The sequence below is a fragment of the Sphingomonas sp. genome, from assembly GCF_045810705.1.
In the GTDB taxonomy this organism is placed as follows: Bacteria; Pseudomonadota; Alphaproteobacteria; order Sphingomonadales; family Sphingomonadaceae; genus Sphingomicrobium.
This window is the reverse complement of sequence record NZ_JBJMVI010000019.1, coordinates 123,646-135,791: the sequence shown is the minus strand read 5'-3', so window position 1 is coordinate 135,791 and position 12,146 is coordinate 123,646. Positions and strand designations below refer to the sequence as shown.

Here is a 12,146-nt window from a genome sequence, read left to right as displayed (position 1 = left end):
CTTTAACCCAGCAAGCTAGGTAACAGTGTCGGATAGAATGTTAGCTGCCGAAACCCTCCGGGTCAGCGTCGTCATGCCGGTTCACAATGCGATGCCGTATCTCGACATCGCGGTGGAAAGCATTCTCGACCAAACACTGCAGGATTTCGAGTTCGTCATCCTCGACGATGCGTCGACCGATGGCTCTACGCAGCGGCTGCGCGAATGGGCGGCACGGGATCCGCGGATCCGCCTGATCGAGGAAAAGCACAACCTCGGCCCTGCCCTCAGCTCTCAACGGGTGGCGTGCGCGGCGACGGCGCCGGTGGTTGCCCGGATGGACGCCGACGACGTCTCCCTTCCGCACCGCCTCGCCGAGCAGCTCGAGGTGCTCGACAGCTTTCCGGGGACTGGCGTCGTCGGCGGCCTCTACGACATCATCGACGCCTCCGGCTGCACGATCAGGGGGCCGGAGGCGTGGCGGTTGATCCGGCCGGTGTCCGCTCCGCCGTTCGGCAACGGACCCTTGATGTACCGGCGCGAAATATTCGATGAAGTCGGCGGCTACCGCAAGCAATGCGAGTTCTGGGAAGACCATGATCTCATCATCCGGATGTCGGGGGTGTCGACGATCATGGTCGTACCGCACTCCGTCTACCAGGTCCGGCAATCGCCGGTCAGCACGAGGTTCGCATCCGAACAACGCCGCGTCGAACGCGCGTTGGATCTCATGTACCGCTGCCGCGAACGGCTCGAAGATCATCGCCCGTATGACGACCTGCTCGACGCACCGACAGACGAGAACGCCGCAATTGACCCCCGCGTCTTCATCTCGGTCGGATCGACCGCGCTTTGGTCGGGGGGAAAGCCGCGCCTGTTCCGCCGGCTCCTCAAGCGTGGGCATCTGAGGCCCGACTTTCGGACGCTCAGTGCGATGATATGGACCGGGTGGGCATCGCTCGAGCCGCGCTCCTTACGCGCGTTCATCCGATTGCTGCTTCTCGCTCGACGTGCCCGCGCTTCGCTCGCGGTGAAAACGACAGGGCCGCTCCGCTGGGCCGCTCCGAGCCTTCCCGCAAGTGAATCACCCCGATGGGGCCGCCCCGAGCAAGCGGGCCAAGCGTCGCGGTCAACGCCGGCGCGAGGTACGCCGGCGGCCCGTGAGCCGCGCAGTGCGCGAGTCATGGCGGAATAGATCGGGCCGAACGCGGACGGCGAACAACAGGACCGTCGGTAAGATCATCGTCAGCACAAGATCCTTGGCCGTCTCGCCATATTGCCAGCCGAAATCGGGCCAGTGCTCAAGCGAGAGATCGACTGCCTCATTCCAAATATTGAACGCCAGCACCCCAAGCCACGGTCTCCACGAGGTCAGCGGCCGCCGCAACAGCAGCGCCAGGACTAGCCACAGGAAAGCGCCGGCAAGGATGTGCAGTGCATCATGATCAATCGCCAGCGCGTGCTCGACGAACAGCTTGCCTTGGTGCCACGGTACCATGGCGGCAAGCAGTCCATTCCATAGCTCGTGCACCAACGCGGAAGACTGCTCAGGTCACGATCAGGTGGCGCGCCGGCCGAAGATCATTAGGCTCATGCCGCTGTTGCGGTCGGCGATCGATCATTAGCGCGAGGCACATGGCGAAGGTCGCGCCGATGCCAGCCGTGCGCAGCGGAAAATCGACCAGGCTGTGGACGAGGATCGCCGCCGAGGCGATCGACGCGGCGCGGGCATAGGGGCTTCCTCCTCCGGTCTGCCATGCCGCCCTTGCGGCGGCCGCCCACCAGCCGAGGAAGACAAGCATCAGGAGGATTCCAGGCACTCCGAGCTCGAGCGCGACCTCCGCATAATCATTGTGGGCATGGATCACATATTCTGGAGTAACCCGGTCGGCGCTTTCATATATCGGATAGACCTTGACGAACGAGCCCAGGCCCGAGCCGAATGGCATGGTATCGCCGATCGCCTGCCCGGTCGTGTTGAGGATCTGTTCGCGCGACTGCACTGAGCTGCTTGCGTCCTGGCCAATCGTCGCGCTGCCGATCGAGGTCGAGGCCAAGGCGGCGACAGCCGCAAGCATTGCAAGCCCAGCGGCCACGGCGATCGGGACTCGCAGATTGCGCGCCGAAGAGCTGACGATGAGCAGGCTTGCGGCAATTACCGGCACCGCGAGGGCATAGCCCGCCAGCGAGCCGTTGAGCGCGATCCCCACGATAAGTAGCAGCGCGACGGCCGCAAGGACGGCCAACAATGCCGAATAGCGTTGGACGTTGCGGCTCCGGCCCGCTGCCGCAAGCGCGGCTACGAACGGCAACGCGACCACCAGCAGGTCCGCCATGTGGTTAGCATTGGCGAAGAATCCGACGCCGAGCCCTCGGTTCGTTTGCGGGTAAAGGTACCAGGGCGAAACTAGCCCGTGCGAGGCCACCTGGAGTGCGCCGAGGATGATTCCGGCGACCGCACCGGCGAGCAATCCGGCGGCAAGCCAACTTGCGCGATGCGCGCCGAGGCGAAGGATTGCGCAGAACAACGCCAGCGGCGGGATCAGTCCGAGCAACGCATTAAGCGAATCATAGGGCGTGACCGAAAGCGGCAGCATCGGCAGCGGCGTTCCGAGCAGGGCATAGCCGTCGCCGATCCGGGCGCGCATACCATGCGCCCAAATGGACGGGGGGAGCGGAACCAGCTGGACAACAACGACCGCGACGGCCGCAATCAGCGTCCACAGCAGCGGTTTCGCCGTTTTGGGCAAAAGCTCGTCGCCATTTGCCGCGGCCCATGCAATGATGCCCAGACCAGCCAGCTGCAGCCCCATGTTCTGCCAAACGCCCTGGGCGCTGCCGCCAAGGATCAGGCACGCCAGCAGATATGCCGGAGCGATAAAGCTCTTGGCCGTTCTAGGCACCGGGTCCGACCTTCGCGACGGTGAGGCCGGAGATCGAAATATCGCTCTGCTGCGACATTTCACCCGAGGTTCCGGAGAGTTTCAGCCATTGTGCCGGGCACCCCGCCGGCACTTGAAACTGCCATCCGCCCACGGCCGCCTTATCGAGCGTGACCGAGACAATCGGCTGCGGCGCCTTGTCGCACCACATCGACCAGGTGAGCGCATGCGCGCGCGACGGATCCCCCTGCAATCGCATCGATAGCCGGTAAGTACCCGGCGTTAGGGTGAGAAGCTCGCTCGCCAGTATCCCGTCCTCGTCGCCATAAAAGAGTACGTGGAGGCGTCCGGCCGGTTGTCGCTCGGCGAGGCCGACGGTTGAACTCGCAAGCTGCCAGTTGAACGGCGGCGGCGCAGTTCGGTCGCGAAACTCGGCATCATGAAGCAGCTCGTTCGGGTTGGGCCTGACTCCCGCCGCGCGGGTCCAAATGGCGCGCGCCTTGGCATAATCCCCAGCCTTGATCAGCGTGTCGATCAGCGTGCCTAGCCATTGCGGGTTGGCCTCATGCGGATCGGCCAGCGCAAGCGCCGCTGGAACTGTCGACATGTTGGAGGCGAGCGCCACGAGCACCGGACGGGCAAGTTGCGGATCGGCCATGAACATCGTGCGCAGCGCCGGCCAGTTGACCGGATTCGCAGCATATTGCGCGAGATAGGGCACCGCGCCGATCCCCCCCTCCGGGGACAACCGCGCCAACGCTGCCACTTCTCGCATACCGCGGCTCATATCGCCGGTGCGGAAGTAACGGTCGGCGAGAAAGAAGGCCGCTGGCAGGGAGCGCGGGTTGCGCCACTGCGCAGCTTCGAACGCACGCTGCGCTGTCGCGCCGTCGCCGGCCAGCCCGGCCTGGACACCGCGCACGAGGAATGGCTCGGGTGCAAGCGGGGCTTTCTCTGCCGCGTCGGAGATCAGTGCGAAGTCGGCGGCCGGAACCGGCTGCCGGGCGCGCGACGCTCGCGCGATATCGGTCAGGGCGACGCCGATCTCGGTGGCCGGGTGATCGCTCCACAGCTTGGCCGCGTCAGCCGGCCTGGCCCCGCTCAAAGCACCAACTGCGGCATTTCGAACGACCTGCACGGCGATTAGCAGCGCGGCCAGGACGGCGACCACGGCCCTCAAGACAAATGGCCGTGCTTTGCCGCCCCGTTTGTCAGGCGTCGGACTCCACCGGACTTTCCTCCTCGGCATTGTCATCGGCTTGGGGGATCATCAGGATCTCGGTCTTGTTGACCCGGTGTTTCACGCCGTAGCCATATCCATAGCCGTAACCCGTTCGACCGTATCCGCCGCCTTCTACCGCCTTGGTCAGCGTGGCGCCGATGATGTGCGTGCCTGTCGCCTCCAGCCGGTTGAGCGCCTCGATGGCGGCGTGAGTTCGGGTCTTGCCGCTTTCCACCACGAACAAGGAGGTTCCGGCAGCCGCCGATAGCAGCGGCGCATCGGCGAGGCCAAGCGTCGGCGGACCATCGATGACGACAAGGTCGAAACCCTCCTTCGCCTCGTTGATGATCTTGCGGATCCGGCCGGTGGACAGCAGGTCCGCCGGATTGGGGGGAAGCGGGCCGCTCGGCAACAGCCACAGATTCTCGTGCTGGGTCTCGACGATATGGGCGGCAAGCTGGTCGTCGGTGGTCAGGAGCTTGCTGAGACCGAAGCGGTCGCTCGCCGCCTTGAACGCCGGCTTGCGCAAGTCGCTGTCGATGAGGAGCACGCGGCGCCCGCGCCGGGCAAAGTTCTGCGCGATCGCCAACGCGGAGGACGACTTGCCCTCGCCCGAGCGGGTGCTGGTCACCAGCAGCACCTTCGGCGTGCCCTCCTCGGTGCTGAAGCGAAGCGCGGCGACGATCGCCGAATAGGCCTCGGAGATGATCGAGGTCGGGTTCTTGAGGTCGTCGACGAACGAATCCTTGGCCGGTGTCCTGGGCACCGTTCCAAGACACGCGAGGGCGAGCTTCCGGCGGACATCCTCGCGGCTCTTGATCGTATCGTTGACGAACTCGAGGCCGATAGCCCCGGCGATGCCGGCAGCGAGCCCAAGCGCAAGGCCGACGATAAGGTTGAGCAGCAGGTTCGGCTTGAACGGCAGCGCCGGCACCTCGGCGCGGTCGACGATCGACACCGGGGCCATGCCGATACCGCCGGCGACCCCGATCTGCTTGTAGCGTTGGAGCAGCGCGTCGTAGAGGCTCCGGTTGGTATCAACCTCGCGCTGCAGGATCGTGTACTGGATGCTCCGGCCCCGCAGGTTGAGGACGTCGCCCTTGAGCTGCCCAACGCGCGCCTGGAGCGACCGCTCGGCCGCCAGTGCACCGCGATAATCGGCAAGGAGGCCGTTCATCCGGCCCGAGGACGCCTGCGTCACCTGGCCCGAGATCTGGCGCTTGAGCTCGTCGATTTGCGACTGCAGGCTCTGCATTTCCGGATGATCGGGCTTCATGAACGTGCGCTTCTGCTGATAGTCGCTCTCGAGCTTGGCGAGCTCCTGACGAAGCGGCAGCACGCTGTTGTTCACCTCGCTGGTCGGCCCGGTCGCGAGCGCCTCGCGGTAGGCGCCCTCGGCTGCCACGCGGCGGGCCGTTGCGGCCCCAAGCGCCGCATTCAGCTGGACCAGCGACTCGCCTTGAAGCGAATTGGTATCGCTGCCGCTCGGCTTGCCGTCTGCACCGGCGCCGGGCGTAGTGATGATGCCCTGCTGCTGTGCATAGGCGACGACCCCGCGCTCCGAGCGTTCGAGGTCTGCCCGGGTCTTGTTGATCTGCCGTTCGAGGAAATTTCGAGCATATGCGGACGCTTCGTAACGCCGCTGCAGCGAGGTATTGATAAAGCTGTCGGCAACCCCGTTGGCGACAAGGGCCGCGAGCTGGGGCGAGGTCGAATCGTAATTGAACTTGATCAACTGTCCCTGCTCGGGCGGGATGACCTTCAATCCCTTCTCCACCGCCGTCGCCGCAGCGTTGAGGCGTTGCGAAGCGTCGCGGTCCTGCGGCACGATGTCGGGGTTGTTGGCAAGGTTGAGTTCCTGCGCGGTTCGCTCGGCGACGGCCCTGCTGCCGAGAAGTCCGACCTGGGTTGCCACGAAGTCGTAGGTGTTGGTCGCCTGCTGGTCCTGCTGGCGAGACTGCTCGTCGCTGACCGCGACCGCGGGCGGGTTCGCCTCGAGCGTGACGGTCGCGCGATAGACCGGAGCGGTCAGCAGCGAGGCCAGGATGGCGCCGAACACACCAATTGCGACCGCACCGAGGATCAACCAGCGCCAATGGTGCAGGATTCGCACCAGCATCTGGAAATCGAGGATATTGACGGCCGAGTAGGAGCGCTGCCCGCGGCCGAGCGTCGTCTGCGCGCCCGGATAAGGGGCGATCGGCCATTGACCGTCGCTTCTCACGATAAGGTTGGTGTTCACACCGCCAGCTCCGTTTGCCCCGAAATCAACCTAGAGAGGACCAAAGATTGCGAGAAGCGGAATGGTCTGGAGCAGCTGCTTCTGCACCGCTTTAACCCTGGATCCGTCGACGACGACAATGTCGCCGGGATAGATTTGCGGATCGGGCGCTTCGCCGCGTCGGATCGCCGTCAGGTCGAATGCCGCTGCCTGCCGCTGCCCGCCGATGGTCCGGAACACTGCCACGCGCCTGGCATTGGCGTCCTCGGTGGTCCCCTTGGCCATGGCGACCGCGCGGATCAACGACGTCGGCCCGCCAACCGGGAATGAGCCTCCATCCTTAACGGCGCCGTCGACGGTCACGACATGCGCGGTGGACGACTTGATGGCGACGCTGACATCGGGGTGCTCGAGATATTTCTCGCCGAGCTTCTGGGTCAGCTGGTCGTCCAGCTGCTCCGTCGTCAGATTGGCGGCCTTGAGCTGGCCGATCAGCGGCAGCGAGATATTGCCGGCGAGGTCGACGTCATATTCGCCGGTCAGGTCCTCCATCTTGAAGACCTTGATCGCGAGCTTGTCCATCGGCGCGATCTTGTAATTGGACTCGAGCGTCTGGAACGTCACCTCGTCAGGCGCCGCGAGCGGCCTGTCATAAGGGATGGACCCGCCGCGCGTATCCGCGCACGCGGCGACGAGGAAAAGCCCAAGGACGGCGACGATGCCCCATGGCCGCCGGGGCGTTTGATCAAGCAACAGCGACGCTCCTCGTAACCAAATCCGACGAATTCAAGCCCATAACGCCTATTCCGCCCATGGCGTCAAATCAATCGCCAGCGCTCGCGGTCCCCTCGGGCGCGGTCCGCGTGTCGATCAGCCACCGGTCGGCGTTCTCGATCGCCAGCGCCGTCAACACGCCCGACCGGTAGGCACCGGTGTCGATGCCGATCCGGTTCGGACGTTCTTCAACCTCGTCGCGAATGGTGTGGCCGTGGACGACGACGAAGCCATGGTCGCTCTCGTCGAACAGGAACGGCTCACGAATCCATCGGAGGTCGGACTGGCTCTGCCGATCGACCTCAATGCCCGGGCGGATTCCGGCATGGACGAAGAGGTAATCGCCGAAACGGCAGCTATCGACGAACGTCTCGAGGAACTCGACATGATGCTGTGGCACCGCGCTACGGACGATCTCCACGACCTCCTCGGCGGGCCGGTCGCGCAGCCTGGCAAAGGGCACGCCATAGCTTTGCAGGCATTGCAGACCGCCAAACCGCAGCCAGCTGTCGACCACGGACACGTCCCCGCCGAGGATCCGAAGCAGCACTTCCTCGTGATTGCCGAGCAGGAAGACTGGCCGCACCCGCTCGCGCCGGTACGTCCGGAGGCGCTCGAGGACCTGCGCCGAGCTAGGGCCCCGGTCGATCAGGTCGCCGACGAACACCAACAGCGCCTTGCGTGCAGGGCGGTGCTGGAGGTCGGCATGAATCTTGGCCAGCAAATGTTCGAGGAGGTCGACGCGGCCGTGGATGTCCCCGACGACATAGGCGCGGTAGCCCCGCGCGCCGGCCGGGCCCTTTCCGCGTCGAGGAGAGAAATTGAACATCAGGACTCCGGTTGAGCCGCATCCAGGCCGGCAAGGACGTCGAGATAGGCGCGTACTACGAGCGCTTCGCTAAACCGCTCCTGAACCCGCTGCCGGCCGGCTTCCCCCATGGCAAGCCGCTGCCCCGGAGGCAATTGCGTGAGCCGGCGCATCGCCGCAGCCAGGGAGCCCGCGTCGCGGACGGCGCAAAGATAGCCGTTTAGACCATCCACGACGACGTCGCGGCATCCGGGAACGTCGGCGGCGATCAGCGGCCGGCTCATGGCCGCAGCCTCGAGTAGCGAGCGGGGCAGCCCCTCGCGGTACGAGGGCAACACTATGGCCGTGGCCGCCGCGATAAACGGGCGGACATCGTCGGTCGTGCCGAGACGCTCGACCACGCCTTCCGCGACCCACGAATCGATTTCAGACTGGCGGATGGCCGTGCGATTGCCCTCGTCCACCGCTCCAAGGAGCTGAAAGCGCGCATCCGGATATTCAGGCCGAAGGGATCGCGCGGCCTCAACGAACTCGACCACCCCTTTGTCGCGAAGCAGCCGGCCGATGAAGAGAAAGACTGGGGGCCCCCCGGCCAACGGCGCCGGGCGGAACCGCTGCAGGTCGACACCCGATCCAGGAAGTACGCGCGTCTGGCCGGGCCGGACGATGCGGCGGTCGACGAACAGCTGCCGGTCTTCCTCGTTCTGGAAAAAAACCACCGGCGCGCGCCGGAATCCGGCACGATACAGGCGGGTCACGATCATCTGAAGCGGGCCGCCGCGGATGAACGCAGTGCCCAGGCCGCTGACGTTGGGCAAAGCCGGAATGCCAAGCGAAGCCGCGGCAAAGGATCCGTAGATGTTGGGCTTGATCGTGTAGCCGAGATGGGCGGCGGGCCGCAGCCGCTTCAGCAGCGAGCGATATCGCGCGAGCAGCCGCAGGTCCGCGACCGGATTCATCCCCGAACGGTCGATCTCGATCGCAATCCGCTCCACGCCGAGGTCGCGCATCCGGTCGTCGGCCGCAGGATCCTGGGGCGCGATCACCACGGGCTCGTAGCCTGCGGTGCGGAGTGCACGGACAAGCCCCTGTCGAAAATTGGCGATGTTCCAGTCGCTGTTCGCCGAAAGGACGATGGTTCGCGGCGTAGCCTGCTCCGTCAGGCGCTGAGCAGCTGAAAGCGCGGGATTTCGACGTCGAACGCGCTGCCGTCCTCGTCGACCATCCGGTAGCTGCCGCTCATGCCGCCGTCCGGGGTGTCGAGCGGGCAGCCCGAGACGTAATCGAAGCTCGCCCCGGGCGCGATCAGCGGCATCTCCCCGACCACCCCCTCGCCGACCACCTCGTGAACGGTTCCCCGGCCGTCAACGATGGTCCAGCTGCGCGACAACAATTGCACGGCCACCTCGGAACCGTTCTCGATCCGCACATGATAAGACCAGAACCAGCGGTCGGTGGAGGGGTCCGATTGCTCTGAGAGGTAGCTGACCGCCACGCGCACCGCGATCCCGCGGGTCACGGCAACATTGGGGAACAGCATGGCGAGCGCGTCGATGGTCACAGGGTGAGCCTAGGCGAGACCGCCCGCACGGCGCAACCGTTCGACGAGCCGCGCGCGTGCCTCGCCGATCGGCCGCGCCCGGTCGGTGAGCAGATCGCGCATCAGGAAATGGCCCGTGATGTCCAGGCCCTGCGCAATTTCCTGCCAGGACGCGGGACCGCCTTCGCGCAGGAACCGCGGCAGCGGCAGGAGCTTGCCAGCAAATGGCTCGGCCTCTGCGGCGCTGACCGCGCGGCCCGATTTCGGACTGACCGCGACGAGATTATCGTTGGTGCCGGTCACCGCGCATCGTTCGAGGTCGAGGCCGAAGCCGAGCTCCGCCAAGAGCAAAAGCTCATAGCGGACCAGGGCCGCGCCCCAGCCGCTCGCCGAGGGCGCCGCGTCGATCGCGTCGAGCAAGCCTTCGAGCGCCTGGTAGAGGCGCGGATAGGGTTGGCCTTCAGGGAGCGCCGTCGCGGTCAGCACCGTCGTCCATTCGATCGCCGCGGCGGGAAGCGGCTCGGACAGCAATGGCCCACGGCTGTGAACCAGCTCGATCACGGCCTGCGGAAGCTGCGTCTCGGTGCGAGCCGAGAGTTGCGCCTGGACAACGTTGCCGGCCATCAGCACCGGCCGCATCCGCCGACCGCGCGCGCCCCGGACATAGGCCGCGATGAGCCCCTGCTCGGGCGTTATCAGTCGAACGATGGCCCCGTGCTCGCCGTGGCTGCGCAGCGCGCAGACGATTGCCGAAGTCTCGCTTCTCATCCGCGCGGATGGAAATAATCGTAGAGCTGGCGCGCCATCGCCCTGCTGATCCCCGGCGCCTTCTCGAGATCGTCGAGCGCCGCGCCTTTCACCGCTCTGGCGGTTCCGAAATGCATCAGCAGCGCGCGCTTGCGGCTGGGCCCAATGCCGGGGACCTCGTCGAGCGTCGACGTGGTCAGGCTCTTGGCCCGCTTCGCGCGATGCGTCCCGATTGCGAACCGGTGCGCTTCGTCGCGAAGCCGCTGGAGGTAGAACTGGATCGCCGAGTTGGGGGGAAATGTTATCTCGCGGCCGCCAGGCAGGTGAAAGACTTCGCGCCCCTCTCGGCCGTGGTGCGGACCTTTGGCGACCCCGACCACGGGGACGTCGTGCACCCCCATCTCCTCCATCACGTCGCAAACAGCGGACAGCTGTCCCTTGCCGCCGTCGATCATTATGAGGTCCGGCCATTCGCCGCTCTGCCGGTCGGGGTCCTCCTTCTCGAGCCGCGCAAACCGCCGCTCGAGCACTTCGCGCATCATCGCGAAATCGTCGCCAGGCTGGGTCTCCGGCCGCTTGATGTTGAACTTGCGATAGTTGTTCTTGCGGAACCCCTCCGGGCCAGCGACGATCATCGCGCCGGTCGCGTTGGTGCCCATGATGTGGCTGTTGTCGTAGACCTCGATGCGCTTGGGCACGTCGCCGAGCTCGAACGCGTCGGCCAGCTCGCGCAGGACCTTGCCCTGGCTAGTGGTCTCGGCGAGCCGCCGGTCGAGCGCCTCCTCGGCGTTGCGCGCCGCCTGATCCAACAGCCTGCGCCGCGCGCCGCGCTGCGGTTGCTCGATCACGACCTTGCGCTCCGCCCGCTCGGACAGCGCTTCCTCGAGCAACTGCCGATCCGCGACCTCGCGATCGACGAGGATTCGCCGCGGCGGCGGAAGGTCCTCGTAGAATTGGACGAGGAAGCTGGATAAAACCTCAGCTTCCGGAACGTCATTGGTGTGCGCCGGGAAGAAGGCGCGGTGCCCCCAATTTTGCCCGCCGCGGATGAAGAAGGCCTGGATCGACACCGTCCCCGCCTTGCACGCGAGCGCGAACACGTCGGCGTCACCGAGGCCCTCGGCGTGCACGGTCTGGCTGCCCTGGATGTAGGTCAGCGCGCGCAACCGGTCGCGATAGACCGCGGCGAGCTCGTAATCCTGGTGCTCGGCGGCTTCCGCCATATGCCGCGACAAGCGCGCCTGCACGCCTGTCGACTTGCCGGCGAGGAACTCCTTCGCTTCCCCGACGAGCTCGGCATAATTCTGCTCGCTGATGCGCCCAACGCACGGGGCCGAGCAGCGCTTGATCTGGTAGAGCAGGCAAGGGCGCGATCGATTCGCGAAAAAGCTGTCGGAACAGCTTCTTAACAGGAACAGTTTCTGCAATGCATTAAGCGTCCGAGTGACCGAGCCGGCGCTTGCGAACGGTCCATAATATTGGCCCTTGATGCGGCGCGCGCCGCGATGCTTCTGCACCCGCGGGAATTCATGGTCCTCCCGCAGCAGGATGAACGGGAAGCTTTTGTCGTCCCTCAACAGCACATTGTATGCGGGGCGGAAGCGCTTGATCAGCTGCGCCTCGAGCAGCAGCGCCTCGGCCTCGGTTCGCGTGGTGACGATGGTCATCGACCGCGTCTGCGCGACCATCCGCTGTAGCCGCTTGGGAAGCCGCGCCACCTGCGTGTAGTTGGTCACGCGGCTCTTCAGCGTCCGCGCTTTGCCGACGTAGAGCACGTCGCCCCGCGCATCCTGCATCCGATAGACACCGGGCCGGGACGGCAACGTCTTCCACACCTCGCGAATGGCGGCGACACCCGCTTCGAGGTCCGGCGCGCCCTCGCCGCGCACGGCATAGGTCGCCTGATCCTCGTTGAAGCGGTCGGCGCCTCCGGGCTGGTCGGGACGGTCGGCCTTGCTCACATTGCCGAGATA

Annotated in this window: 11 protein-coding genes; 1 reads left to right on the top strand and 10 read right to left on the bottom strand. The window is 65.7% G+C overall.

What is annotated here, in order from left to right:
* Window positions 1–37 precede the first annotated feature (37 nt).
* Window positions 38–1,174, top strand: a complete 1,137-nt coding sequence (locus tag ACJ8FR_RS10160; RefSeq protein WP_407828513.1) for a glycosyltransferase family 2 protein — start codon at window positions 38–40, stop codon at window positions 1,172–1,174.
* Here ACJ8FR_RS10160 and ACJ8FR_RS10155 read toward each other — a convergent pair.
* From ACJ8FR_RS10155 to uvrC, 10 genes are all read right to left on the bottom strand, one after another.
* Window positions 1,109–1,477: a hypothetical protein gene (locus ACJ8FR_RS10155; protein WP_407828512.1), complete on the bottom strand. Its 369-nt coding sequence runs from the start codon at window positions 1,475–1,477 to the stop codon at window positions 1,109–1,111. The genes ACJ8FR_RS10160 and ACJ8FR_RS10155 overlap by 66 nt on opposite strands.
* Window positions 1,478–1,526: 49 nt before the next feature.
* On the bottom strand, window positions 1,527–2,882 hold the full coding sequence (locus ACJ8FR_RS10150; RefSeq protein WP_407828511.1) for an O-antigen ligase family protein: 1,356 nt from the start codon (window positions 2,880–2,882) through the stop codon (window positions 1,527–1,529).
* Window positions 2,875–4,041 (bottom strand): hypothetical protein, encoded by a 1,167-nt coding sequence (locus tag ACJ8FR_RS10145; RefSeq protein ID WP_407828510.1) that lies wholly within the window; start codon window positions 4,039–4,041, stop codon window positions 2,875–2,877. The genes ACJ8FR_RS10150 and ACJ8FR_RS10145 overlap by 8 nt, the downstream gene beginning before the upstream one ends.
* Before the next feature lie 31 nt (window positions 4,042–4,072).
* On the bottom strand, window positions 4,073–6,325 hold the full coding sequence (locus tag ACJ8FR_RS10140; protein ID WP_407828509.1) for a GumC family protein: 2,253 nt from the start codon (window positions 6,323–6,325) through the stop codon (window positions 4,073–4,075).
* Between the two features lie 30 nt (window positions 6,326–6,355).
* Entirely contained in the window at window positions 6,356–7,057 is a 702-nt protein-coding gene (locus ACJ8FR_RS10135; RefSeq protein ID WP_407828508.1) for a polysaccharide biosynthesis/export family protein, read from the bottom strand.
* 70 nt (window positions 7,058–7,127) lie between these two features.
* Window positions 7,128–7,907, bottom strand: coding sequence for a metallophosphoesterase (locus tag ACJ8FR_RS10130; RefSeq protein ID WP_407828507.1), 780 nt, complete (start codon window positions 7,905–7,907; stop codon window positions 7,128–7,130).
* Window positions 7,907–9,022 (bottom strand): glycosyltransferase family 4 protein, encoded by a 1,116-nt coding sequence (locus tag ACJ8FR_RS10125; RefSeq protein WP_407828834.1) that lies wholly within the window; start codon window positions 9,020–9,022, stop codon window positions 7,907–7,909. Before ACJ8FR_RS10125 ends, ACJ8FR_RS10130 begins: the two co-directional genes overlap by 1 nt.
* A 23-nt stretch (window positions 9,023–9,045) precedes the next feature.
* The gene (gene apaG / locus ACJ8FR_RS10120) at window positions 9,046–9,426 is read right to left on the bottom strand and encodes a Co2+/Mg2+ efflux protein ApaG (protein WP_407828833.1); all 381 of its coding nucleotides are present in this window, start codon (window positions 9,424–9,426) and stop codon (window positions 9,046–9,048) included.
* Between the two features lie 30 nt (window positions 9,427–9,456).
* Entirely contained in the window at window positions 9,457–10,194 is a 738-nt protein-coding gene (recO, locus tag ACJ8FR_RS10115) for a DNA repair protein RecO (protein WP_407828506.1), read from the bottom strand.
* Window positions 10,191–12,134: an excinuclease ABC subunit UvrC gene (gene uvrC, locus ACJ8FR_RS10110; RefSeq protein WP_407828505.1), complete on the bottom strand. Its 1,944-nt coding sequence runs from the start codon at window positions 12,132–12,134 to the stop codon at window positions 10,191–10,193. Before uvrC ends, recO begins: the two co-directional genes overlap by 4 nt.
* Between the last annotated feature and the right edge of the window lie 12 nt (window positions 12,135–12,146).

What these genes read in the sequence shown, in the direction of transcription:
- ACJ8FR_RS10130 (WP_407828507.1), bottom strand. Translation starts at nt 7,907, where the DNA reads ATGTTCAATTTCTCTCCTCGACGCGGAAAGGGCCCGGCCGGCGCGCGG.
- apaG (WP_407828833.1), bottom strand. Translation starts at nt 9,426, where the DNA reads ATGCTGTTCCCCAATGTTGCCGTGACCCGCGGGATCGCGGTGCGCGTG.
- recO (WP_407828506.1), bottom strand. Translation starts at nt 10,194, where the DNA reads ATGAGAAGCGAGACTTCGGCAATCGTCTGCGCGCTGCGCAGCCACGGC.
- ACJ8FR_RS10160 (WP_407828513.1), top strand. Translation starts at nt 38, where the DNA reads ATGTTAGCTGCCGAAACCCTCCGGGTCAGCGTCGTCATGCCGGTTCAC.
- ACJ8FR_RS10155 (WP_407828512.1), bottom strand. Translation starts at nt 1,477, where the DNA reads ATGGTACCGTGGCACCAAGGCAAGCTGTTCGTCGAGCACGCGCTGGCG.